At 72.9% G+C, this 23,323-nt stretch carries 17 protein-coding genes and 2 riboswitches; of the genes, 5 read left to right on the top strand and 12 right to left on the bottom strand.

Annotated features, from left to right (window positions below):
- The first annotated feature begins 19 nt into the window (after nt 1-19).
- From HA073_RS09210 to HA073_RS09195, 4 genes are read left to right on the top strand one after another with little or no spacing between them, the layout of a single operon-like run.
- Nucleotides 20-1,663: an extracellular solute-binding protein gene (locus HA073_RS09210; RefSeq protein ID WP_069088313.1), complete on the top strand. Its 1,644-nt coding sequence runs from the start codon at nt 20-22 to the stop codon at nt 1,661-1,663.
- Nucleotides 1,660-3,186, top strand: a complete 1,527-nt coding sequence (locus HA073_RS09205; protein WP_166456155.1) for a xylan 1,4-beta-xylosidase — start codon at nt 1,660-1,662, stop codon at nt 3,184-3,186. Before HA073_RS09210 ends, HA073_RS09205 begins: the two co-directional genes overlap by 4 nt.
- Complete coding sequence (locus HA073_RS09200; protein ID WP_104112229.1) at nt 3,183-3,872, top strand: hypothetical protein; 690 nt, start codon at nt 3,183-3,185, stop codon at nt 3,870-3,872. Before HA073_RS09205 ends, HA073_RS09200 begins: the two co-directional genes overlap by 4 nt.
- Nucleotides 3,869-5,980: an alpha-glucuronidase gene (locus HA073_RS09195; protein WP_166456154.1), complete on the top strand. Its 2,112-nt coding sequence runs from the start codon at nt 3,869-3,871 to the stop codon at nt 5,978-5,980. The genes HA073_RS09200 and HA073_RS09195 overlap by 4 nt, the downstream gene beginning before the upstream one ends.
- A 10-nt stretch (nt 5,981-5,990) precedes the next feature.
- Here the strand turns inward: HA073_RS09195 and manD are convergent, their stop codons facing one another.
- Together manD and HA073_RS09185 are read right to left on the bottom strand one after the other, a co-directional pair.
- Nucleotides 5,991-7,199: a D-mannonate dehydratase ManD gene (gene manD, locus HA073_RS09190; RefSeq protein WP_043322904.1), complete on the bottom strand. Its 1,209-nt coding sequence runs from the start codon at nt 7,197-7,199 to the stop codon at nt 5,991-5,993.
- 84 nt (nt 7,200-7,283) lie between these two features.
- Nucleotides 7,284-7,454 carry a hypothetical protein gene (locus HA073_RS09185; protein WP_013287071.1) on the bottom strand — a complete coding sequence of 57 codons (171 nt, stop codon included), beginning with the start codon at nt 7,452-7,454 and terminating at the stop codon, nt 7,284-7,286.
- A gap of 417 nt (nt 7,455-7,871) precedes the next feature.
- Between HA073_RS09185 and HA073_RS09180 the strand changes: the two genes are divergently transcribed.
- On the top strand, nt 7,872-9,410 hold the full coding sequence (locus tag HA073_RS09180) for an RICIN domain-containing protein (protein WP_166456153.1): 1,539 nt from the start codon (nt 7,872-7,874) through the stop codon (nt 9,408-9,410).
- 20 nt (nt 9,411-9,430) lie between these two features.
- Here the strand turns inward: HA073_RS09180 and HA073_RS09175 are convergent, their stop codons facing one another.
- The 10 genes from HA073_RS09175 to metE form a co-directional block, all read right to left on the bottom strand.
- Complete coding sequence (locus tag HA073_RS09175) at nt 9,431-10,285, bottom strand: ECF transporter S component (protein ID WP_166456152.1); 855 nt, start codon at nt 10,283-10,285, stop codon at nt 9,431-9,433.
- Nucleotides 10,282-11,913, bottom strand: a complete 1,632-nt coding sequence (locus HA073_RS09170; protein ID WP_166456151.1) for an ABC transporter ATP-binding protein — start codon at nt 11,911-11,913, stop codon at nt 10,282-10,284. Before HA073_RS09170 ends, HA073_RS09175 begins: the two co-directional genes overlap by 4 nt.
- A complete protein-coding gene (locus HA073_RS09165; RefSeq protein WP_166456150.1) occupies nt 11,910-13,154 on the bottom strand; it encodes a CbiQ family ECF transporter T component in 1,245 nt (414 codons plus the stop codon). The genes HA073_RS09170 and HA073_RS09165 overlap by 4 nt, the downstream gene beginning before the upstream one ends.
- Complete coding sequence (locus HA073_RS09160) at nt 13,147-14,049, bottom strand: hypothetical protein (protein ID WP_166456149.1); 903 nt, start codon at nt 14,047-14,049, stop codon at nt 13,147-13,149. Before HA073_RS09160 ends, HA073_RS09165 begins: the two co-directional genes overlap by 8 nt.
- Entirely contained in the window at nt 14,046-15,500 is a 1,455-nt protein-coding gene (locus HA073_RS09155; RefSeq protein WP_166456148.1) for a terpene cyclase/mutase family protein, read from the bottom strand. The genes HA073_RS09160 and HA073_RS09155 overlap by 4 nt, the downstream gene beginning before the upstream one ends.
- Nucleotides 15,501-15,636: 136 nt before the next feature.
- Nucleotides 15,637-15,775, bottom strand: a riboswitch (cobalamin riboswitch).
- Between the two features lie 85 nt (nt 15,776-15,860).
- The gene (locus tag HA073_RS09150) at nt 15,861-16,313 is read right to left on the bottom strand and encodes a hypothetical protein (protein WP_181373699.1); all 453 of its coding nucleotides are present in this window, start codon (nt 16,311-16,313) and stop codon (nt 15,861-15,863) included.
- A gap of 68 nt (nt 16,314-16,381) precedes the next feature.
- Nucleotides 16,382-17,425, bottom strand: coding sequence for a peptidase (locus HA073_RS09145; protein ID WP_166456147.1), 1,044 nt, complete (start codon nt 17,423-17,425; stop codon nt 16,382-16,384).
- Nucleotides 17,426-17,522: 97 nt separating this feature from the next.
- A riboswitch (cobalamin riboswitch) is annotated at nt 17,523-17,659 on the bottom strand.
- A 201-nt stretch (nt 17,660-17,860) separates the two neighbouring features.
- Nucleotides 17,861-19,021: an alkaline phosphatase PhoX gene (locus tag HA073_RS09140; RefSeq protein WP_166456146.1), complete on the bottom strand. Its 1,161-nt coding sequence runs from the start codon at nt 19,019-19,021 to the stop codon at nt 17,861-17,863.
- A 214-nt stretch (nt 19,022-19,235) separates the two neighbouring features.
- On the bottom strand, nt 19,236-20,870 hold the full coding sequence (locus HA073_RS09135; protein ID WP_166456145.1) for an Ig-like domain-containing protein: 1,635 nt from the start codon (nt 20,868-20,870) through the stop codon (nt 19,236-19,238).
- Nucleotides 20,871-20,990: 120 nt separating this feature from the next.
- Nucleotides 20,991-23,240 carry a 5-methyltetrahydropteroyltriglutamate--homocysteine S-methyltransferase gene (metE, locus tag HA073_RS09130; protein WP_166456144.1) on the bottom strand — a complete coding sequence of 750 codons (2,250 nt, stop codon included), beginning with the start codon at nt 23,238-23,240 and terminating at the stop codon, nt 20,991-20,993.
- Nucleotides 23,241-23,323 lie beyond the last annotated feature (83 nt).

Genomic DNA, 23,323 nt, shown 5'->3' with positions numbered 1-23,323 from the left:
CCACCGGAAGGAAGAACCCATGGCCCAGCTGTCCCGGCGCCAGGTACTGCTCGCCAGCGGCGCGGCCGCCGTCGTCGCCCTGGCGGGTTGCGGCGACGACACCCCGGACAAGAAGGACCTCGACCGCAACCGTACGGGCGCGATGGACAAGTACGGCATCGGCGACCAGTTCAAGGCCACCGAGCCGGTCACGTTCTCGATCCTCTACAACAACCACCCGAACTACCCGCTCAAGCCGGAGTGGCTGTTCTGGACCGAGCTGGCCGGGCGGACGAACGTCAAGCTGGACCCGGTCGCCGTGCCGCTGAGCGACTACGAGCAGAAACGCAGCGTGCTGGTCGGCTCCGGTGACGCCCCGATGATCATCCCGAAGACCTACCACCCGCAGGAGAACTCGTACGTCTCCTCCGGCGCGATCCTGCCGGTCAGCGACTACCTCGACCTGATGCCGCACTTCAAGGACAAGATCGAGAAGTGGAAGCTCCAGCCGGAGATGGACACGCTCCGGCAGGAGGACGGCAAGTTCTACCTGCTGCCCGGCCTGCACGAGAAGCCCTGGCAGGACTACACGCTCGCGGTCCGCACCGACGTGCTGGAGCAGCTGAAGATCCCGTCCCCGACCACCTGGGACGAGGTGTACGCCATGCTCAAGGCGATGAAGGCGGCCCACCCGGACGTCATCCCGTTCTCCGACCGGTTCGGCAAGCCCAACCCGGCCGGCAACCTGCTGAACATGCTGGCCCTCGCGCACGGCCTGCCCGGCGCCGGCTGGAACTACCAGCCGACGAGCTGGGACTCCGGGGCCGGGAAGTACGTCTTCACCGGCGCCTCGGACGGCTACCGGCAGGTGGTGGAGTATCTCCACAAGCTGGTCGCCGAGGGGCTGCTCGACCCGGAGACGTTCACCCAGACCGACGACCAGGCCCGGCAGAAGCTCGCCAGCGGCAAGTCCTTCGTGATCAGCACGAACGCGCAGACCCTGGTGAACGACTACCGCCCGGACATCGCGAAGATCAACCCGAACGCCCGGCTCGGCAAGATCCTCTTCCCGGTCGGGCCGGCCGGAGCGGTCAACCCGGCGACCCGGCTGGAGAACGGCGTGATGATCTCCAGCAAGGCGCGCGACGGCAAGAACTTCGTGGCCATGATGCAGTTCGTCGACTGGCTTTGGTACTCCGACGCCGGCCAGGAGTTCGCCAAGTGGGGCGTCGAGGGAACCACGTACACCAAGGACGGCTCGGGCAAGCGCACCCTCGCCCCGGACGTCAACGTCATCGGCCTCAACCCCAAGGGCACCAAGCACCTGCAGAAGGACTTCGGCTTCTACAACGGCGTCTTCGCCTACGGGGGCAAGCTCGACCTGGTGCAGTCGTTCTTCTCGCCCGAGGAACTGGAGTTCCAGAAGGAGATGAACGCCCGCAAGGCCGCGCCCTGGGTGACTCCGCCACCGGCGCCGCTCAGCGACTCCGAGCGGGAGCAGACGACGCTGTGGGCGACCGCGCTGAAGGACCACGTCACCCAGAACACGCTGAAGTTCGCCCTCGGCCAGCGGCCGCTGAGCGAGTGGGACGCCTACGTCTCGGAGCTGAAGGGCAAGAACGCGCAGGCCTACATCGACCTGGTCAACAAGGCGTACGACCGGTACCGCAAGAACCACGGATGACGCGGCTCCTCGTCCCCGACCGGCCTGCCGGCCGGCTGACCGACGCCTGGCGTACCTGCGTGGGCACCGGCCGGTTCGACCTGGCTCTGCGACGTGACTATCAGGACTCGCTGGCGCTGGTGCAGCAGGACATCGGCTTCCGGCACATCCGCGGCCACGGGCTGCTCAGCGACGGCGTCGGCGTGCACCGCCCGTACGAATACCGGGGCGAGCGCCGGGTGCGGCACGCCTTCACCTACGTGGACCAGGTCGTCGACGCCTACCTCGCGCTGGGCATCCGACCCTTCGTGGAGCTGGGGTTCATGCCCTCGGCGCTCGCCTCCGGCGACCAGACCGTGTTCTGGTGGCGGGGAAACGTGACGCCGCCCCGGTCGTACACCGAATGGGGTGACCTGGTGCGCGCCACGGTGGCCCACCTGGTCGACAGGTACGGCCTCGACGAGGTGCGCGGCTGGCCGATCGAGGTGTGGAACGAGCCCAACCTGCCGGCGTTCTGGCAGGGCGCCGACCAGGACGCCTACCACCGCCTGTACGAGGTGTCGGCGCACGCCGTCAAGGACGTCGACGCGGCACTGCAGGTCGGCGGCCCGGCCCTGTCCCCCGGCGCCGACGAGTGGCTGAAGCCGTTCGCCGAGTTCGTCACCGACCGCGACGTGCCCGTCGACTTCGTCAGCCGGCACGCCTACACCTCCGGCCCGGCCCGGCACCTGCCGTTCGGCACCCGGCAGACCCTGGCTCCGGCCGCGGAGCTGCTGGAACAGTTCGCCGCGCCCCGCCGGCACCTGGCCGGCACCGCGCTGGCCGACCACCCGGTGCACATCACCGAGTTCAACTCCTCCTACCGGCCGGACAACCCGATCCACGACACGGCCTTCCACGCCGCCTACCTCGCTCCGGTGCTGGCCGGCGGCGGGGATCTGGTCGACTCCTTCTCCTACTGGACCTTCAGCGACGTGTTCGAGGAGGAGGGGGTGCCGACCGCGCCGCTGCACGGCGGCTTCGGCCTGCTCACCCACCGGCAGATCAAGAAGCCCACCTACCATCTGTACGCGTTCATGGCCCGGCTCGGCGACGAGGTGCTCGCGCGCGGGCCGGACCATCTCGTCACCCGGCACCCCGACGGCCGGGTCGCGGTCCTGGCCTGGGCCCCGGTGGACGTCACCGGCCGCGAGCCGGTACCCGAGCGGCACACCCTGTCGCTGTCCGTTCCGATCGGCCCGCCGGGCACCGCGTCGGCGTTCCTGCTCCGCTCGGCAGTGAGTGAGGACGCCGGCAACGCCTTCGCGGCCTGGCGGGAGATGGGCAGCCCGCACTCACCCCGGCCACGGCAGCTCGACGCGTTGCGGGAGGCCGCCGAGCCGGCCCGTACCCATCGCGCAGTGCCGGTCGCGGGCGGGCGGGCGGACCTCGACCTCGACCTCGCCCGGCACGAGGTGACTCTCGCCGAGCTGACCCCGGTAGTGGACGAGACGCCGCCGTGGTGGGACGACAGGTTGCTCGACCCGCACGAGGACCGACGGTGACCGGCGCGACCGGCGGGCTGCGGGAGTTCGGCGACGGGCCGTTGTCGCGGGCCGCCGCGACGGTCCACACCCTGCTCGTGGTCGAACTGCTGCTCCTGGTGAGCACGCTGCCCGGTCTGGCCGTACTCGTGCTGCTCGACCGCGACAGCAGCAACCTTCCGCTGGTCGCCGCCGCCGCGCTGCCGGTCGGTCCGGCCGTCTCGGCCGCGCTGCACACGCTGCGGCACCAGCGCCCCGACCTGACCGATCTCCGTCCCGCCGCCGCGTTCCGCCGGGCCTACCGGGAGAACCTGGCGGGCGTGCTGCGCGTCTGGGCGCCCACGCTGCTGTGGCTCGCAGTCATCGCGCTCAACCTGGCGAACCTGCCCGCCGCCGCCGTCCCCGGCTGGTGGGCCGTGCCGCTCGTCGTGGTCGGGGCGGGGGTGATCCTGGTCGGGGTCAACGCGCTGGTGATCGTCTCGCTGTTCACCTTCCGCACCCGCGACGTGCTCCGGCTCGCCGTCTACTACGTGGCGCGCAAGCCCGGCGTCACGTTCGGCAACGTCGCGCTGCTGGTCGCCGCCGCCGGCGTCACCGCGGTGTTCTCCGAGGCGGTGCTCGCCCTGCTCGCCGCGCTCCTGGTGCTGGCGCTGCTGCGGATCGGTGCTCCCATGATCGACGACATCCGGGCGGAGTTCACCGCGTGAGCGTCCCGGTCACCGGCCGCTTGTCGGCCGACAGCGGCGAGTCGGCCTGGCATGCCGCCTGGCTACCGACTGCGGCGTTCCGTGAGCTCGGTTCCCGGCCGGTGCTGGTGCACGGCGACGGGCTCCTGGTCGACACCGTCCTCGGCGAGGTGAGCCGGGCCTGCGCCCGCTACGGCGGACGGCTCTGGCACGGGCCACCGTGGCCTGTCGACGCCGACCTGGTGCTGGCCCTGCGCGGCGCCGGCCCGGTGCCGAACGCGGCGGCGGAGGCGGTCCGGCTCGGCGCGACACCGGCGGTGAACGGCACCGGCGACGGCGCGCTCGGCGACGAGGGGTACCTGCTGACGCGGGCCAGCGGCGTGACAGTGGTCCTCGCCGACGCGCCGGCCGGCCTGCTGTACGGGATGTTCCACGTGGTCCGGCTCGGCGCGGCGGCCTTCCACGACGACCTTCCGGCGCGGCGGCACCGGCCGGCACTGGACCGGCGGATGCTCGACCACTGGGACAACGTGGCCGTGCACCCGGTGTCGGGCCAGGTCGAGCGAGGCTACGCCGGCGGCTCCCTGTTCTGGCGCGACGGCGCCACCCGGCGCGAGCCCGCCCGGCTCCGCGACTACGCCCGCCTGCTCGCCGCCTGCGGCGTCAACGCGATCTGCGTGAACAACGTCAACGTGCACGACACCGAGGCGCTGCTGCTGACCGACCGGCTCGGCGACGTCGCGGAGATCGCCGAGGTGTTCCGCGCGTACGGCATCCGGGTGCATCTGGCGGTGACCTTCGCCGCCCCGGTGGCCCTCGGCGGCCTGCCCACCGCCGATCCGCTGGACGAGCGCGTACGGGACTGGTGGGCCGCCGCCACCCGGCGGGTCTACCAGCGGATCCCCGACTTCGGCGGCTACCTGGTGAAGGCCGACTCCGAGGGCCGGCCCGGCCCCTTCGCGTACGGGCGCGACCACGCCGACGGCGCGAACCTGCTCGCCGAGGCGCTCGCACCGCACGGCGGCGTGGTGCGCTGGCGGGCGTTCGTCTACGACCACCACCAGGACTGGCGGGACCGGTCGACCGACCGGGCCCGGGCCGCCCACGACCACTTCGCGCCGCTGGACGGACGATTCGCCGACAACGTGATCGTCCAGGTGAAGTTCGGCCCGATCGACTTCCAGCCACGCGAACCGGTGTCCCCGGTGCTCGCCGCGATGCCTGCTACCCGGCTGGCGGTGGAGGTGCAGGCGACGCAGGAGTACACCGGCCAGCAGCGGCACGTCTGCTACCTCGGCCCCTGGTGGAGCCTGGTGCTGCGGTTCCGGCCCCGGGGCGCGGCCGGCGACACGATCGCCGACATTGCGGCCGGACGGGCGGGCGCCGGTGGCGGCCTGGTCGCCGTGTCCAACGTGGGCGACGACCCGTTCTGGACCGGGCACCCGCTGGCCCAGGCGAACCTGTACGCCTTCGGCCGGCTCGCCTGGGATCCGCTGCTGGATCCCGGCGCGATCCTCGACGAGTGGATCGACCTGACGTGGCTGCCGGTGACCACCGGCGACCCGGAAGCGCTGCGGCGCACGATGCACGCGATCATGGACGATTCCTGGCGCACCTACGAGCGCTACACCGCCCCGCTCGGCGTCGGGTTCATGGTGCGGCCCGGCCACCACTACGGCCCGGACGTGGACGGCTACGAGTACACCCCGTGGGGCACCTACCACTTCGCCGACCGCGACGGCGTCGGGGTGGACCGGACCCGGGCGACCGGGACCGGCTTCACCGGCCAGTACCCGCCGCCGTGGTCCGAGGTGTACGAGTCCCGCGAACGCTGCCCCGACGAACTGCTGCTGTTCTTCCATCACGTGCCCTACCGGCACGTGCTGCACAGCGGCCGTACCGTGATCCAGCACATCTACGACACGCACTTCGCCGGGGTCGAGGAGGTGATGGCGATGCGGGAACGGTGGCGGCTCGTCGCCGGGGCGGTCGACCCGGCCGTCCACGACCGGGTCGCCGAGCGCCTCGACGAACAGCTCCGCAGCGCCGTCGAGTGGCGGGACCAGATCAACACGTACTTCTTCCGCAAGTCCGGGATCCCGGACGCGCACGGCCGCCGCATCCACTGAGCCGGCGCGCTCACCAGGGGTGCACGGTGCCGTCCGTCAGCCGGTTCACCGGCAGGTAGGCCGGCGCGTACGGGTAGCGGGCCGCGGCCTGCTCGTCGATGTCCACGCCGAGCCCCGGAGTCTCGGCCGGATGCAGGTAGCCGCCGTCGTAGTGGTAGCCGTGCGGGAAAACCTCGTCCGTCGCCTCGGTGTGCCGCATGTACTCCTGCAGACCGAAGTTGGGGATGGCGATGTCCAGGTGCAGCGCGGCGGCCATGCAGACCGGGGAGAGATCGGTGGCGCCGTGCGAGCCGCTGCGGACGTGGTGCAGCGCGGCGAGGTCGAAGATGCGCCGCAGGTGGGTGATCCCGCCGGCGTGGACCACAGTCGTACGGACGTAGTCGATGAGCTGTTCCCGGATGAGCTGGGCGGCGTCCCAGATGCTGCTGAAGACCTCGCCGACGGCGATCGGCGTGGTGGTGTGCGAGCGGATGAGCCGGAAGCCCTCCTGCAGGTCCGCCGGGACCGGATCCTCCATCCAGGTCAACGCGTACGGCTCCAGGCTCTTGCCGAGCCGCGCCGCCTCGATCGGGGTGAGCCGGTGGTGCACGTCGTGCAGCAGCCGGAGGGTGGGCCCGAACTCCTCGCGGACCCGGGCGAACACGCCCGGCACGTGGGCCAGGTACGCCTCGGTGGACCAGGTCGTCTCGGTCGGCAGCGCGGCGTCGGCGGGCTCGTAGAACATCTTGTCGGCGCTGACGCCGTACGTCCGGGGCAGGCCGGGCACGCCGCACTGCACCCGCACCGCGCGGTAGCCGAGGTCGACGAAACGGGCGACCTCGGTCAGCACCTCGTCGACCGTCTCGCCGTTGGCGTGCCCGTACACGGTCACGCCCTCGCGGGACCGGCCGCCGAGCAACTGGTAGACCGGCAGCCCGGCGACCTTGCCCTTGATGTCCCACAGCGCGGTGTCCACGGCGGCGACGGCGCTCATCGTGACCGGTCCGCGCCGCCAGTACGACCCCTGGTAGAGGTACTGCCAGGTGTCCTCGATCCGGGCCGGGTCGCGCCCGATCAGCAGCGGCACGACGTGGTCGCGCAGGTAGGACGCGACGGCCAACTCCCGGCCGTTGAGGGTGGCGTCGCCGACTCCGGTGACTCCCTCGTCGGTCACGACCTTCAGGGTCACGAAGTTCCGGCCGGGGCAGGTCACGATCACCCGGGCGTCGACGATTCTCATCCGGTCTCCCCTGCGGTCCGCGCGCCGGTCACCGCAAGATTATCCACCATCGTCGATCTATCGGGCACCCCGGCGCCGGGCCGGTCAGGCCGGTTCGGGTACGCCCCCGGGCTCCCCGTCGTCGGGCATCGGCTCGACCGGCGCCTCGGGCAGTTCGCCGGGCGTGTCCGGGAGGAGTTCGCCGGGATCGTCCGGCACGTCCTCACGCGGGTCGATCGGCGGGTACACCTCGGGATCGAGGTCGGGGTTGGTCATCGACCCAGTATCCGACGCCTCCGCCGCGCCCGCCCGCCGAGCGCGCCAGCCCGATCAGCAACAGGAGGCCGGCGGCGATCCACTGGAGAACCATGCGCCTCATTGGATCACGAGGTCGACGCAGGGCCACGCCCCACCCCGGCACCCCGATCGCCACAGGGGACGACACACATCGATGCCTTGACACTCCGGATGTGATCGCGAACACTTGTTCGCAACGCACATTTAACAGCCAGAAGGCATACCCCTGCCTCGGTGTCACGCACCCCGCCGCTGAAGCCCGGAGGTACGCCGCTCCACCGGCGTTAGCGCTAACAGCGCCCATCTCCAGAGGGTCCTCACGACGGCCGGGACCACTACGGGCAGCAGCGGATTCGGCGGTCAGCCCGATGTCCGGAGCCAGAGAGGCTGGATCAGATGATCGACCACTTCCCGACGCGGACCACCTCGTCGCGGCGCCGCCCACCGGGCCCGGCGCGGAGCACCAGGTCACTACGCCGGCTGCTGATCGTGCTGGTGGCCGCGACGACGGCGATGGTCGGCGGCGTCGCCGTCATGTCGTCGCCCGCCGTCGCCGCCACGAACCAGTTCCGAGGCATGAACTGGGCCGTGCTAGGTGACAACTTCAGCACCGGTCCCCTCGTCGTGCAGGGCCTCAGCTCCTCCGACAGCAACGCGACGGTGCGGGCCAAGGCCAACGCCCTCTACGACGACATGGCTTCCACCATGGGCGTCCACACCGTCCGGCTGCCCATCAACACCCACACGGTGGGAACGGCGTGGTGGGAGGCCTACCGGGGCGCCATCGACGCCGCCACCGCCCGCGGGTTCAAGGTCATCCTCGCCTACTGGGAGGACGGCGCCGCCTCCGGCGGCCGGATCACGAACCTCGCCGCGTGGAACGCGATGTGGTCCACGGTGACCAACACGTACGGCTCGAACCCCGACGTCTACTTCGAGCCGATGAACGAGCCCCACGGCTACAGCTCGACGGAGTGGCGCAACGTCGCGGCCAACTGGCTCAGCTACCACTACTCGGCGGTGCCCAGCCGGGTGCTCATCGGGGGCACCGGGTTCAGTCAGGACCTGCGCGACATCTGCAACGACAGCCGATTCGCCTCGACGCTGCTGTCGTTCCACCACTACGCCTTCTTCTACGGCGAGATGACCTACGACGCCTTCCGGAGCCACATCCAGACCCGCCTCGGCAACTGCGCGTCGCGGGCGGTCGCCACCGAGTTCGGCGCACCCATGAACGACGGCCGCAACTACGCCGACGCGAACAGCACCGACAACTTCGTGCGCCACATCCGCGCCATGGCCCAGGTCATGCGCGACAACCGGATGGGCGGCACCTACTGGCCCGCGCTCGGCGGCAAGCCCGGCACCATCGGCTACGACTGGTACTCGATGTACTCGCTCAGCGGTAGCGGCACCGACCTCAACCTGACCGTCCGCAACACCTCCGGCGCCGACCAGATCCGGTACGCCTGGGGCGACACCATCGGCGGCGGCCCCACGACGCCCCCGCCGACTGACACGTTCTACCGGATCACCGTGCGACACAGCGGCAAGGCCATGGACGTCCAGCAACCGAACACCGACAACGGCGCGCGCGTCGGCCAGTACACGTACAACGGCAACACGTGGCAACAGTGGCAGTTCCAGGACGCCGGCAACGGCTACTGGCGACTCGTCAGCCGCAACAGCGGAAAGTGCCTCGACGTCGTGAGCGCGTCCACCGCCGACGGCGCCGAACTGATCCAGTACACCTGCGGCAGCGGCACCAACCAGCAGTTCCAGATGGTCACAGGCGGAAGCTACTTCCAACTCCGGGCACGGCACAGCGGCAAGTGCGTGGACGTACCGGCCGCATCGACCGCTGACGGTGCGGTCCTCAAGCAGTACGCGTGCAACACCGGCGCCAACCAGCAGTGGTCGCGTACGACCGTCTGACCGACCCTCCGGCCGGCGCCCTACGTCGCCTGCGAGGAGGACTGCGGGATGCCGGTCACCTTCGCCGCGGGCCTGTCGGACGCCGCGGCGAAGGTGACCGGCGCGCCGAACGCGGCCCGCCGGACGGCGCGGCGCAGCGCGGCGAGGACGGCGGGACCGGCGAGGACTATCGCCACGGCGGTGGTGATCGCGCGGCCGGTGTCCCAGCCGAAGGTGGACGTGACGGCGGTGAACAGGGCGAGACGGTGCAGGTTCTCCAGTACGGGGGCACCGGCGACGTAGGACAGCTGGGTGTCCGCGCCGACGCTGAACGGCCAGAACCACAGGTTCATCAGCAGGCCGTAGCCGTAGGCGGCGAGCATCCCGTACCCGGCCAGGACGGCGACCTCGGCGCGGCCGCGCAGCCGGGCCGGAAGCAGGCCGGCGCCGAGGCCGATCCACGAGGCGCAGAGCATCTGGAACGGCAGCCACGGCCCGACGCCTGCGGTGAGCAGGGCGGAGGCGAACAGCGATGTGGCGCCGAGCAGGAAGCCGAACCCGGGTCCGAAGACCCGGCCGGCGAGGACGAGCAGGAAGAACACGGTCTCGATGCCCGCGGTCCCGGCACCCAGGGGGCGCAGGGCGGCGTTGACGGCGGCGAGTACGCCGAGCATCGCCAGGGCTTTGCTGTCGATGCCGCCGGAGGTGAGTTCGGCGAGGACGAGCGCTACGAGTATCGGCAGCATGACGATGAAGACCAGCGGCGCCTCGCCGGTGCGGGCGGTGCTCTCCGGGTGTGCGGGGACGAAGAACGGCCAGGTGAAGGTGGCCAGCGCGGCGGCCGAGGCGAGGGTCAGCACCACGGCGGTACGCGGGGCGACCCGTAGCACGCTCATGCCGGTGCCCTGGTCTCGTCGAGCGCGGCGGCGACCTGTTCCACTGTCAGCCAGGGGGCGGGGGCGAGGACCTTGGCCACCTGCGGCGCGAACGCCGGCGAGGCGAGCATGACCTCTGCGGTGGTGCCGTCGGAGACGATCTCCCCTTCGGCCATCACGATCACCCGGTCGGCGAGGGTGGCGACGAGTTCGACGTCGTGGGTGGCGACCACCACGGCTCGGCCGCTGCCGGCCAGCATCCGGGCGACGGCGGTGAACTGCCGCTTGGCATGGTAGTCCAGGCCGCGGGTCGGCTCGTCGAGCAGGACCACCGGCGGAGCGGCGGTGAGCTGCACGGCGAGTGCGAGGGCGAGCCGCTGTCCCTCGGACAGGTCCCGGGGGTGCCGGTCACCGGGCAGTCCGGGGACGAGCTGGTCCACCAGCGCCCGGCAGGTGCCGGCCGGCACGCCGGTCTCCCGGTCGGCCTGGGCGCACTCCGCGTCGACTGTCTCCAGGTAGAGCAGGTCACCGGAGTCCTGCGGGACGAGGCCGACGTGCCGGCGGGCCTGACCGGCCGGCAGGGCCTTCGGGTCGACGGTGCCCTTCGGCCCGGTCACGGCGACGGTGCCGCCGTGGCGTGGGCCGCTGCCCTGCACCGCCCAGAGCAGGCTGGACTTGCCGGATCCGTTGCGGCCCATCAACGCGACGACCCGGCCGGCGCGCAGATCAAGGTCGACGCCGGCCACCGCGACGGTGCCCGGATACCGTACGACGATCTTCCGCGCGGTCAGCGTGGGACCGGTGTCCGCGCCCGCCGGGACCGGCGGCGGCGCCACGCCGGCGAGCCGGTGCCGGAGGTCGGACGCCCGTCGGCGGGCGTCACGGACCGACAACGGCAGCGGTGTCCAGCCGGCGAGGCGACCCAGCTCGATCAGGGGTGGCGCGATGTCGATGTGGGCCAGCCCGGTCGCCGGCGTCCCGTCGTGGACATGGCCGTCGCCGGGCAGGTACAGCAGCCGGTCGGCGTACTGCAGGACGCGCTCCAGCCGGTGCTCGGCCAGCACCACTGTCACTCCGAGGTCGTGCACCAGCCGGTTGACGGTGGCGAGCACGTCCTCCGCGGCGGTGGGGTCCAGCGCGGAGGTGGGTTCGTCGAGCACCAGCACACGGGGGTGCGCCGTGAGCACCGCGCCGATGGCGACCCGCTGTTGCTGACCGCCGGACAGCGTCCGCAGGGGCCGGTCGCGCAGGTCGGCGATGCCGAGCAGGTCCAGCGTCTCCTCCACCCGCTTGCGCATCACCGCGGGTGGCAGGGCGAGCTGCTCCATCCCGTACGCCAGTTCCTCCTCGACGGTGTCGGTGACGAAGCCGGCCAACGGGTCCTGGCCGACCACGCCGACGACGTCGGCGAGATCGCGCGGCGGGTGCGTGCGGGTGTCCCTGCCGTCGACGGTGACGGCGCCGTGCAGGGTGCCGCCGGTGAAGTGTGGGACGAGACCGTTGATCGCCCGCAGCAGCGTCGACTTTCCGGCGCCGGTACGGCCCGCGACCAGGCAGAGTTCACCTTCCTCGACGCGAAACGTCACATCCCGCAACGGTGGCGGGCCGCCCTCGGCATAGTGGACGGTGACCCGGTCGAAAGTGATCATGGGCGGTCTCCCGGTGTCGATGCCCTCGCGGCGCGCACTCCGTCTGCCGGCACGTCCGTGACGGGGATGGGCCGGTCCACCGACGGCGGGCGTCCGGCACGTACCGTCGGCGGTGGTGGCGGCGCCAGCCAGGCGGGTGCCGCCGCGACGCCGACGGCGAGAAGCATCAGCGGGGTCAGCTGGGGCCAGGTGAGCGGGCTGACCGGCGGGTAGAGGAGTTCCGGGTCCACCGAGCCGGCGAGCATGGTCAGTGCCGCGGCGGCCACCCCGCAGCCGGCCACGAGCAGCTCGGCCGGGCGCCAGCGGTCCGGTCGGTACCGGCTGCGGCGGACCCGGCGACCGGCCAGCAGCATGCCGGTCACGGCGGCGGTCAGTCCGGCCAGGAGCATCGGCAGCCCCAGGTAGCCGGGTGCGGCGGTGTCGAGCAGCCCGTAGGTGCCGGCGCAGACGCCGACCAGCCCGCCGAGGACGAGCGCCCCGGTGACGGTTCGCTGCCCGGCGGGCACCGCCGCGGTGCGGCCGTAACCACGGGAGTCCATCGCGGCCGCGAGGGCCAGGGACCGGTCCAACGCGTCGGCCAGCACCGGCAGGGCGATCCCGCGCAGCGCCCTCATCCCGCGGGCGGACGCGCCGCGCAGCCGCCGGGCCCGGCGGACCCGTAGCACGCTCTCCACCAGCTGCGGGGCGACCGACAACGCGACCACGACGGCGGTGCCGATCGCGTACAGCGCTCCGGGTACGGCCTTGAGCAGCCGCTTCGGGTTGGCCAGGGCGTTCGCCGCACCGAGGCAGATCAGCATCGTCGCCAGCCGCAGCCCGTCGTAGAAGCCACCGAGGATCTGCTCGGCGGCGACCGGTCCGAACAGGCGGATGCCCGCCGCCCACGCGGGCAGCGGGATCTCCGGCAGCCGGACCAGGATGTGGTCGCCCTGGCCGCCGCCGAACACGATCCGGAACACCACCCGCATCGTGACGATCACCGCGCCGAGCCAGACGTACATGCGGAACGCCAACGCCCACGGCGCGTCGCCCCGGCGACGCACCACCACCAGACCGGCGACGGCGACGAGCAGGGCCAGCGGCAGCGGATTCGTGGTGTGGCTGGCCGCGGTGGCCAGGCCGAGCGCCCACAGCCACCATGCGCCCGGGTGCAGCCCCCGGGGCAGCCACCACACCGGCCACCGGCCCGGCAGACGACGGGCGTCGGCCGGCCGCGACCCGGTGACCGTGACGTCAGTCATCCGGGTCGGCGGCACGGCGTCGTCGGGCCGCGACCAGCGCGCCGGTGGCGAGCAGGGCGAGCAGAAGCACCCCGGCGATCGTGCCCAGTGGCAGGCCGTCGTCGTCACGGGACGCGGCGACATCCGTCACCACCGGCTCGTCGGAGGAGCCCTGCGGTGCCGTGCCGGTGGCGGCGCCCGGCGTCGCCGTCAGGGTCGGCGTACCGGCCGTCGGTGACGTGCCGGCGGAGGTCGGCGGGCCGACGGAGACCGGCGGGCCGGAGGTGCCGCCCGGCCGGGTGGGCTCGCCGGGCCGGCCACCGGCGACCGGCGGCGGTGCGACGGTTCCTCCTGCCGGTGGTGGCGCCGCCGGCTCACCGCCCGTGGGCGGCGGCGGTGGTGGCGGTGGCGGTGGAGGGGCGGGGCGTTTCGGCGCGACGCCGGGACGGGGCGCGTCGTCGGCGTTGCGGTTGAGGGAGAACGACCAGCCCTCGAAGCTGCCGGCCGCCGGCTTGCGGTTGAGCACGCCCTTGTCGCTGTACGTCCAGCTGCCGCCGTTCGGGGCGTGCCAGTACGACCAGTAGGCGCTCGCAGGCGGGGTGTCGACGCACTTCTCCGTCGCGGCCGACGGCTTGCCGTCGATCCGGCAGATGAACCCCTCGCCCCAGCGCAGGGTTCCGGTGATCGGGAAGCCCGCGTTCTTGAGCGCCGCGAGGCCGGTGGCCTGGGCGCCCGGCGCGCACCGCACCACCGTCCCGCCGCCGAGTTCGTTGAAGTCCACCACGACTGTGACCCCGGAGGCGTCCGGGCAGTAGCCGGCCGACCCGGCGGCCACCGCAGGACTGCCCGGTCCGATCGTGGTGCAGGCGGTGACCAGGGCGACGGCCAGCGCGCCACGGGCGGCGCGGAGGCTCATCCCGCCCGCCGTCGGCCGAGCACGAGCAGTGTCACTCCGCCACCGATCAGCAGCAGCGCGATCAGCAGGTAGCTACCGATCGCCACGCCGGTCGTCGGCAGCCCGCCCGGCCCGGACGCGGCCGGGGTCGTGATCGGCGGCGCGACGGTGGCCGGCGCCGCGGTCGTAGGCGCGGGTGTCGCCGCAGGGCTGGTCACGCTCGGCGTCGGGCCGGCGGTGCCGGTCGGTGGAGGCGACGTGGTGAGCGTGGGAGACGCGGAGGGCGTGGACGGCGCGGTGGGCGAGGCCGTGCCGGTCGGGGTGGGAGTCGACGTGGGCGGCGGGTCGAGGCCGATCCGGCCCAGCGGGACCTGGGCCAGCCCGAGCAGGGCCTGCGCGGTGGCCCGGCGCCACTGGTCCAGGTCGGTGTCGGTGATCCCGGCCGCCGCGGCAGCCGTGAATCCGTCGGTGTTGTAGGCGATCGCGCCGGCGTCGGCGGAGGCCGCGCCACCGTTGCCCGCGGTGAGCTGCAGCGCGGCCAGGGCCGTCGCCGCCCGGGCGGCCTCGTCGTCGCGGCCGGCGGCGGCGAGGGCCTGCCCGGCCAGGCCGGTACTGTTGGAGTTCGCGCCGGTGGTGGGTCCCGAGCCGCCGAAGGAACCGTCGGCGTGCTGCTGGGTGACCAGCCAGTCGGCGCCCTTGCGGGCGGCGTCGCCGGCGCCCGTGGCGCCGTCCTCGGCGGCGGCCAGCAACGCCTGCACGGCCATCGCGGTCGAGTCGACGTCGAGGGTGGCGCCGGGCTGGTCGTCGCAGGACGGCGACGGCCCGTCGGCGGCGTCCGGGTAGAGCCGGAAGCCGCCCGCCGCGCACTGCTGCCGGATCAGGAAGTCCACCGGATCCTGTGGCAGGTCGCCGCTGCGGGCCAGGCCGAGCACGGCGAAGGACTGGTCGAAGGTGTTGCTGGCGTCCGGGCCGCTGTCGGCGGTGGTACGGCTGGTGATCCGTCCCCGCTGGTGCCCGGCGTCGGCCGTGGCGATCAGCGACAGGGTTTCCGCCCGCAGGTCGTAGCCGCCGAAGTCGGTGGGGTCCGCGTCGGCGGCGGCTGCGGCGTAGAGCAGTTTGGCGGTGGCCCCGCCGTCGGTGAAGCCCTCGATGCCCCAGTCGTCGTAGCTGTTGTAGGACCGTACGTGTGTCGCGACCTGCGCGGTCGCCGCCTGCCGGGTCGGTGCGTCGACGCCGGTGGCGGACAGCGCGACCAGGCCGTCGATGGTCAGCCCCCAGTCCTCGGGGGCGAACGGGCCGGGCAGCGCCCCGTCGGTGAACTCGCCGGCCAGCCAGGACGCGGCGTCGCGGGCGGCGGTGACGTGGGCCGGGGCGGGTGCCGCGACAACGGCCGGCGGGGTGCCGGTGATCGCGGCGAGAGCCGTCACCGTGGCTGTACCGAGACCGGTGGTGAGACGCCGGGACAGGGGCATCAGGGGTGCCTTTCGCAGAGCGGTCGGTGAAACCTCCGGAAAGCACCCCGAGAGACGGACACCCCGCTCCGCGTGCTGCGGTGGGCGGGGTGGTCGGACCTCGGCGGCCCGGACTTCACCCTGTAGACCTCGACAGTGGAAGCCGCTCGTCCCGGGCGGGGCATTCCGGCTCGCGAAAAGGGACTCTCGCTCACGGTTGCGGGTCAGCGCCGGCTTCGAACCGGCTTCCCCCCACACGGGACGTATGCAGTTGTGCCCGGCGCACCGGGTGCCGACACCGTACCGCCCGGGCGCGCGACGACGCCAGAGCAGCTGCCGGTACCCGGTGCGCCGCTGGTCACACCGTTCGCAGCCGGCGGGTCAGGGAGCGGCGATGCTCGGCGGGGCGCCGGCGCCGAAGGACCAGCCCTCGACGCTGCCCGGCGCGGGGTTGTAGCCGGTCGCCCCCGACGTGCTGTAGGACCAGGAGCCGCCGCTGGACGCGTGCCAGTACGACCAGTACGCGGTGGCCGGCGGGGTATTGACGCACGGCTCGGTCGCGGCGGTGGGCTTGCCGTTGATCCGGCAGACGAAGGCCAGGCCCCAGCGGGCGGTGCCGGTGACGGTGAAGCCGGCGGCCTGAAGCGCGGCCAGGCCGGTGGCCGGATCGCCCGGCGCACAGGCGACCTGGACGCCGCCGCCGAGCGCGGCGAAGTCGACGACCACAGTGACTCCCGAGGTGCCGGCGCAGGCGGCGGCGTGCGCCGACCGGGGCGCGGGTTCGACTGCGGTCAGCGCGACGCCGGCCACGACGGCGGCCAGCAGGCCGGCCATCCAGGTGCGGGCGGTGGGACGGTGACGGAACACGGGTCCTCCTGTGATCGGGTGAGCGGCGAGGCGGTTCACGGGCAGGCGAGCACCGGTGCGCCGAGGTCGGCGCCGGCGGCGGACAGACGGGCGTACCCGATCCCGGTGAGACCGAGGACGGCCTGGGCGGTGGCCCGGGGCGCGGTGGCCGGGTCGAAGCCGCCACCGTCGAAGTCGACGGCGCCCCGGTCGGCGGGCGCCCCGGCGCAGCCGACCTGGAGTCCGGCGAGGAACGCCCGGGACCGCGCCCAGGCCGGTAGCCGGTGACCGTCGCGCAGGGCCTGCGCGGCGAGGCCGGTGCTGTTGGCGTTCGGTGTGCCGGCCGCGTTGGCGAAGCCGCCGTCGGCACGCTGAACGGACACCAGCCAGCGCAGCCCGGCGGCGGCGTCGGCCGGACGGTCCGCGGCGCGCAGCGCCTGCGTCACGAGCGCGGTGGCGTCCACGTCGGACGTGCAGACCGGTTGGGCGGGCAGCAGCGGGTAGCCGCCGTCCGGGCATCGGATGCCGGCCAGCCAGGCGGCCGCCGCCGGAGGCGCCCCGGCCGCCGTACGGTCCAGCGCCAGCAGCGCGAAGGACTGGCTGAACGCGTTGCTGTAGTCGCCGTACGCGGACCGGTCGCTGAACCGGCCGGCCGGCGTCTGCAGCGAACGCAGCCGGGCGATCAGGTCCACCCCGCCGACGTCGGCCGGGTCGCCGCCGCGCACCTGCACGGCGAGGGCGAGCTTGGCGGTCGCGCCCGCGTACGCCTCGGAGACGCCGTCGCCGAGGTAGCCGTCGCGGATGTCCGGCCGGGTGACCCAGGCCAGCGCGCCGGCGCCGTGGTCGTCGGCGACGCCGCCGGCGGCGAAGGCGAACACGGCGTCGAGGGTCAGCCCCTGGTCGGGGTAGGCGACACCGTCGAAGACCGCCTCGAAGCGTTCGCCGTCGACGAGTTGCCGGGCGAGCCAGCCGGCGGCGGCCTCCGGGCGGGTGAGGGCGGCGCGATCGGGGGCGGCGACGGCCGGTGTGGTGAGGGTGAGGGCGGCGAGTACGCCGCAGAGGAGCGCGAGCAGGCGGTGCCGACTTCGGCGGACGACCATCGGAAGCGCCTTTCCGGCCCGGCGGTCGTCGAAAGCCCGGACGACCGCAGTACGCGGGGGCGTCCGGGACTCCGACCCGTGGGCCACGACGGGTGGGGAGCGGTTGCACGCGTACGACGGGTATTCGGGCTCGCCGCCGCAGAGTTCTCTGGGCGGCCTACCGTTGCGGGCCAGCGCCGGATTTCGACCGGTCTTCCCCCGCACGTACACGCGGTGGTTGAGTTGTCGCGACAGTCTGCTGTGGCCGGTGCGCCGATGTCAATGCGCCAGGAACCGGCCACGTGCCGTGACGGCCGGCGGAATCGGCGGTTTCACACCCCGACGTCGAGAAGCCGTCGTCCCGGCGCGTCCGCGTGGAGCACGCCGGTGAAGGACGCCCGGTGAGGACCGGGCGTCCCTCACCGTGTGGTCACTGCCGGCGGGACCGGGAGCCGGTCAACGGCGGAACGGACCGGTGACGCAGTAGGTGATGCCGCCGGACGACGAGCCGGTCGTGCCGCGTTGCGAGGAGAAGTACAGCCGGTCCCCCGCCGGGGTGAACGCCGGCCCGGTGATCTCCAAACCGCTCTGTCCGGTGATCCGCAGGAAGACCGAGATCTTGTCGTCCGGCGTGATCATGCAGATCTCCATGTTGCCGCCGTCCTCGGCGACGTAGAGGTCACCTGCAGTGGACCCGGTGATGTTGTCGACGCCGGTCAGCGGAGGGGTGCCCGGACTGACCAGGTTGTCGTCGTAGGCGAGCTCGTATGTGCCGGCGGCCAGGTTGACCTGCCACACGCGGTTGTCGCCCTTCGTGGTGAACCAGACGGTGTCGTCCGCGTAGTGACAGCCCTCGCCACCGTTGAACGTCTTCGCGCCGGACACCTGCTGCCGGGTCGGGGTGGGCGAGCCGTCCGGGTCGGGCACCGTGGCCCAGGTGAACGTGCCGGAGGTGGCCGTACCGGCGCGGAGGACCTGGAGGGTTCCGGCGGACAGGTCGCCCCAGGTGGCCGGCACGAAGCGGTAGAACTTGCCGTCGGTCTCGTCCTCGGTCAGGTAGACGACCCGGCGGACCGGGTCGGCCGCGGCCGCCTCGTGCTTGAACCGGCCCATCGCAGGACGCGCCACCGCGGTCCCGCCGAGGGGGTACGTCTCGAAGACCCGGCCCAGGGACACCTCCTCGCAGGAGAGCCAGGTGTTCCACGGTGTCTTCCCACCGGCGCAGTTGTTGTTGGTGCCGGAGAGGATCCGCGACGCCCCGACCACGGCGCCGCTGGAGTTGAAGACGAGGCGTGAGGCGCCGCCACCCGCACCGGCCGACACCTCGGAGTTCGACACGTAGATCCAGCCGGTGCCGTTCGGGAACACGGCGCCGCCGTCCGGGGCGTCGTGCCAGGTGTACGACGTCCCCGGCACCGTCCGCCGGGACCGCGCGACGATCGAGCTGGTGAACCCGGCCGGCATCTGGATGCCGTTGGCGTCGGCTGCCTGAAGCCCGCCGTAGGGCCCCGCCGCGTTCTGTGCCGGGGCTCCGTACGCCGCCGACCACGCCGTGAACGGCAGGGCGACAGCGCCCGCACCGACAACGGTGGCCCGCAACATCGTTCGACGATCCATGGAACCTCCTCCGTAGGTTCCATGGATCCGACCGTGCGGAGCTTACGCACGCCGATCTGTTGGATGAACGTCGATGGACGGCTCGATGTGCGATGTCCCGCCCACGCCGACCCGGTCGAGGGGTCGTACGGGTAGGAGAGGCAGCGGCACCAACCAGCAGTGGGCGCGCGCGGCCGTCTGACCGGCCCTCCGGCCGCGGCCTCCCCTCCCCCGGTCACCGGCGCAGGTGGCCGATGCCGTGCTGGTCGAGCCAGGCGACAGTCCGCGGTACGAACGTCGGCGCCCCCGAGCCGGCGCTGACGTCGGTGGCGACCAGCGGCACCTGGGCGGCGACCGGGAGCAGCGTGGACCGCCAGCAGGCCGGCGTGGCGCAGGCCGAGCGGTCGTCGACGCGCCAGGCGGCGGCCACGCTGCGGCCGTCCGGGTCAGCCGGGCGATATTCCAGCCACCGGCTCAGATCGTTGCCGCCGTCGATCCCGGCGGCGAGGACCAGGTTGAACGAGCCCTGGACGCGAAGCAGGCGGATCTGCTCCTGCACGCCGAAGGGCGGCAGGCCGGTGCCCGTGCACGAGGTACCGCCGTCGCGCCAGCAGGTCCAGACCGCCGCGGGATCGGTGCCGCCGGCCGCCGGGAAGTCGTAGGACGAGATGTCGAAGACCACTGCGTTGTCGTCGCCGAACACCTCCGCCGCCGCGCTCCAGAACGTGCGGGTGGCGGAGATGTCGCTCTGCCGCAGCGACACGACGGGTGTGATGCCGGCCCGGACGAGCAGGTCGACGTACCGGGCCGCCTCGTCGAGGTAGCCGACGCGGTTCTGCCGATCGGCAGGGCTGCCGGTGTAGGCGTAGCAGGCGTCGCTCAGCACGACCCGTACCGCGTTGACGCCGCGGGCCCGCAGCGCGCCTACCGACGCGTCGTCGACCGGGCCGTCCCAGTGGATCGGTCCCCATGCGCATTCGCCGGGCGCGGCCGACCGGATGATTCCACGGGGCCGGTACGGCCTCGGACTGGCTGTGACCGTGAGGATGCGGTTGCCGAACGCCTTCAGCGCAGGCGCGGCGCCGGGCGCCTGCGGCGGGAGCACCCGGATGCCGCGGACCTCGGCGGTGGCCTGGGCGCCGCTGCTGTCGTAGGCGGTGGCGGTGACGCGGGTGCCGCTGTTCGGCGGCACGCCGCGCCAGTCGAACGCGTACGGCGCGGTGGTGTCCACGGCGAGCAGCCTGCCGCGCTCGCGGAACTCGACCCGCTCGATCCGCCGGCCGGGCGCCGCCGTGGCCTCGGCACGGATCGGGATGACGCCCGGCGCGGCGAAGAAGTCATTGGGCCAGGGCGAGGTGAGCGCCACCGACGGCCCGCCCGGCAGTGGGCTGGGCCGCGGGCTCCCCGAGGCCGGCGGCGGCGACGAGCCGGTCGGGTCGGCGCCGTCCCCGTCGCACGGCTGGCCGCTCAACACCCAGTCGGTCGGCTCGGGGTCGGCACCCTGGTAGTTGCCGCCGAACCGCACCGTCACCGAGGCGCCGGTCGGCAGCGTGGATCCCGCCGGGGGACGGAGCATGGTCATCGGATACATCTCGCCGCTGCCCAGCGTGTATCCGTCCGGCAGCCGGTCGAGGCCCATGGTGATCGTCTGACCGTTCGCCTGCCGGAACCGCAGCCACCAGTCGGTGACGGGAGCGCCCAGGTTGGTGACGGTGAGCTCGGCCCAGAAGCCGCTGGACCACTCCCGGGTGATGGTGTAGTCCACCGTGCACGCCGTCGCGGCGTAGGCCGGCCGCAGCGCCATCGTCATGGCCCCGCCGACGACGACCGCGGCTGCTGTAGCCAGCGCGAAGATCCTGCGTCGCATCATGCCCCCGTAACATCGACATATATCACTTCATGCAGCCTCGGCGCTCGGGGCACGGCCTGTCAAGGGCTGAACCGGGCCCGGGCCGGGCGGAACGGCGCGGCGTTCCGCCCGGCCGGCGGCTCAGCGTCCGCGCAGCTCGGCCGCGGCGGCGACCAGGTGCTGGAGGGACGCCTCGACCTCGGGATAGCCGCGCGTCTTGAGGCCGCAGTCGGGGTTCACCCACAGCCGCTCGGCCGGCACCGCGGCCACGGCCCGGCGCAGCGCGCCGACGACCTCGTCGTGGGACGGCACCCGGGGTGAGTGGATGTCCCAGACGCCGGGCCCCACCCCCCGGCGGTATCCGATCGCGGCGAGGTCGTCGAGAACCTCCATCCGGGAGCGGGATGCCTCGATGCTTGTGACGTCGGCGTCGAGGGCGTCGATGGCCGTGATCACCTCCCCGAACTCCGAGTAGCACAGGTGGGTGTGGATCTGGGTGTCGTCGGCGACTCCGCAGGTGGCCAGGCGGAACGCCCCGACTGCCCAGTCCAGGTACGCCTTCTGGTCCGCCCTGCGCAGTGGCAGCGTCTCACGCAGCGCCGGCTCGTCGACCTGGATGACCCGGATACCGGCTGCCTCGAGATCACGGCACTCGTCGCGCAGGGCGAGTGCGACCTGGTCCGCGGTGTCTGCCAGCGGCTGGTCGCTGCGGACGAACGACCAGGCCAGGATCGTGACCGGGCCGGTGAGCATGCCCTTGACCGGCCGGTCGGTCAGCGACTGCGCGTAGGTGGACCAGTTGACGGTCATCGGCGCCCTGCGTGCCACGTCGCCGTAGATGACGGGCGGACGCACGCATCGGGAGCCGTAGGACTGGACCCAGCCGTGTTCGGTGGCGGCGAACCCGTCCAGCTGCTCGCCGAAGTACTGGACCATGTCGTTTCGTTCCGGCTCGCCGTGCACGAGCACGTCCAGGCCCAGCCGCTCCTGGAGCCGGACGACGTGCTCGACCTCGGCGCGCATCCGCTGCGTGTAGGCGGCGTCGTCGAGACGCCCGGCCCGGTGCTCGGCACGCGCGCGGCGCAGCTCGTCGGTCTGCGGGAACGATCCGATGGTCGTGGTCGGGAGGGGCGGCAGGTTGAGCCGGGCCTGCTGTGCCGCCGCACGCTCCGGGTACGCGCCGCGCTGCCGATCCGTGGCGCGCAGCGCGGCGAGCCGGCCGCGTACGGTGTCGTCGCGCCAGGCGGCAGGGGTGGGCGGCAGCGGCTCGGGCAGGGACGTGGTGCCGTTGCGCAGCGCGCGGCCGAGCCGGACGACCTCATCGACCTTCTGCCGGGCGAAGGCGAGCCGCTGACGCAGCGCCGGGTCGAGAGCGGTCTCGGCGGACAGGTCCTCCGGCACGTGCAGCAGCGAGCACGAGGTGGACACGGCGACGTGGTCGGCGAGGGCGGTGACGGCGGCACCGGCCGCCACGGCGGCCCGCAGGTCGGTACGCCAGACGTTGCGGCCGTCGACGAGGCCGGCCACGATCGTCTTGCCGCGCAGTGGTCCCGCACCGGCCAGCCGCCGCAGGTTGCCGGGCCCGGCCACCAGATCCACGCCGACCGCTTCGACCGGCGTGTCGAGCAGGGCGGGCAGCGCGTCACCGAGCTCGCCGAAATAGGTGGCGACGAAGATCGCCGGCCGCTGTTCCACCGCGCCGAGCCGGGTGTACGCCTCCCGCAGCGCGTCGATCTCGGCGGCGCTCCGGTCGGCGACATAGGCGGGTTCGTCCAGCTGCACCCATCGCACGCCTGCCGCGGCGAGGGATCGCAGGATGCCGGCGTACACGTCGACCAGGTCGGTCAGCCGGTCGAACGGTTCGCCGCCGGCCTCGGTGGGCTTGGCCAGCAGCAGGAATGTGGCCGGCCCGACCAGCACCGGCCGGCTGTCGATTCCCAGCTCGCGGGCCTCGCGGTACTCGCGCAGCGCCTTGTCGGGATTCGCCGCGAAGGTGGTGTCGGAGCCGATCTCGGGAACCAGATAGTGGTAGTTGGTGTCGAACCACTTCGTCAGTTCGAGCGCCGGCTCGGCATCGACGCCCCGGGCCATGGCGAAATAGGTGCCGAGGTCGCCGAGGCCGAGACGGGCGAACCGGCGCGGGATCGCGCCGACGGCGACGGCCGTGTCCAGCACGTGGTCGTAGTAGGAGAACGTGTTGGACGGGATCGCGTCCAGGCGCGCGTCGCGCAGCGTCCGCCACACCTTCGCCCGTAGCGCGGCAGAGGTCGCCGCCAACTCCTCGGCGTCGATCCGGCCCGCCCAGTAGGCCTCGACGGCCCTCTTGAGTTGCCGGTTGCCCCCGATACGCGGATAGCCCAGCACGGTGCTCTGACCGAATGCGGTACTCATGGAGATCCCTTCCCTCGAAGCACACGAGGCCGATCGAGGCGGGGAGGGAAGGGGTACAGACGGCGTACCGGCTTCCGCACCGG

Source organism: Micromonospora sp. CMU55-4 (genome assembly GCF_011602315.1).
GTDB lineage: Bacteria > Actinomycetota > Actinomycetes > Mycobacteriales > Micromonosporaceae > Micromonospora > Micromonospora chalcea.
This window is presented reverse-complemented; position numbering and strand designations above follow the sequence as displayed.

Excerpts from the sequence above, each read along its gene's own strand:
- HA073_RS09210 (WP_069088313.1), top strand. The coding sequence starts at position 20 with ATGGCCCAGCTGTCCCGGCGCCAGGTACTGCTCGCCAGCGGCGCGGCC.
- HA073_RS09205 (WP_166456155.1), top strand. The coding sequence starts at position 1,660 with ATGACGCGGCTCCTCGTCCCCGACCGGCCTGCCGGCCGGCTGACCGAC.
- manD (WP_043322904.1), bottom strand. The coding sequence starts at position 7,199 with ATGAGAATCGTCGACGCCCGGGTGATCGTGACCTGCCCCGGCCGGAAC.
- HA073_RS09185 (WP_013287071.1), bottom strand. The coding sequence starts at position 7,454 with ATGACCAACCCCGACCTCGATCCCGAGGTGTACCCGCCGATCGACCCG.
- HA073_RS09180 (WP_166456153.1), top strand. The coding sequence starts at position 7,872 with ATGATCGACCACTTCCCGACGCGGACCACCTCGTCGCGGCGCCGCCCA.
- HA073_RS09175 (WP_166456152.1), bottom strand. The coding sequence starts at position 10,285 with ATGAGCGTGCTACGGGTCGCCCCGCGTACCGCCGTGGTGCTGACCCTC.
- HA073_RS09170 (WP_166456151.1), bottom strand. The coding sequence starts at position 11,913 with ATGATCACTTTCGACCGGGTCACCGTCCACTATGCCGAGGGCGGCCCG.
- HA073_RS09165 (WP_166456150.1), bottom strand. The coding sequence starts at position 13,154 with ATGACTGACGTCACGGTCACCGGGTCGCGGCCGGCCGACGCCCGTCGT.
- HA073_RS09160 (WP_166456149.1), bottom strand. The coding sequence starts at position 14,049 with ATGAGCCTCCGCGCCGCCCGTGGCGCGCTGGCCGTCGCCCTGGTCACC.
- HA073_RS09155 (WP_166456148.1), bottom strand. The coding sequence starts at position 15,500 with ATGCCCCTGTCCCGGCGTCTCACCACCGGTCTCGGTACAGCCACGGTG.
- HA073_RS09150 (WP_181373699.1), bottom strand. The coding sequence starts at position 16,313 with ATGGCCGGCCTGCTGGCCGCCGTCGTGGCCGGCGTCGCGCTGACCGCA.
- HA073_RS09145 (WP_166456147.1), bottom strand. The coding sequence starts at position 17,425 with ATGGTCGTCCGCCGAAGTCGGCACCGCCTGCTCGCGCTCCTCTGCGGC.
- HA073_RS09140 (WP_166456146.1), bottom strand. The coding sequence starts at position 19,021 with ATGGATCGTCGAACGATGTTGCGGGCCACCGTTGTCGGTGCGGGCGCT.
- HA073_RS09135 (WP_166456145.1), bottom strand. The coding sequence starts at position 20,870 with ATGATGCGACGCAGGATCTTCGCGCTGGCTACAGCAGCCGCGGTCGTC.
- metE (WP_166456144.1), bottom strand. The coding sequence starts at position 23,240 with ATGAGTACCGCATTCGGTCAGAGCACCGTGCTGGGCTATCCGCGTATC.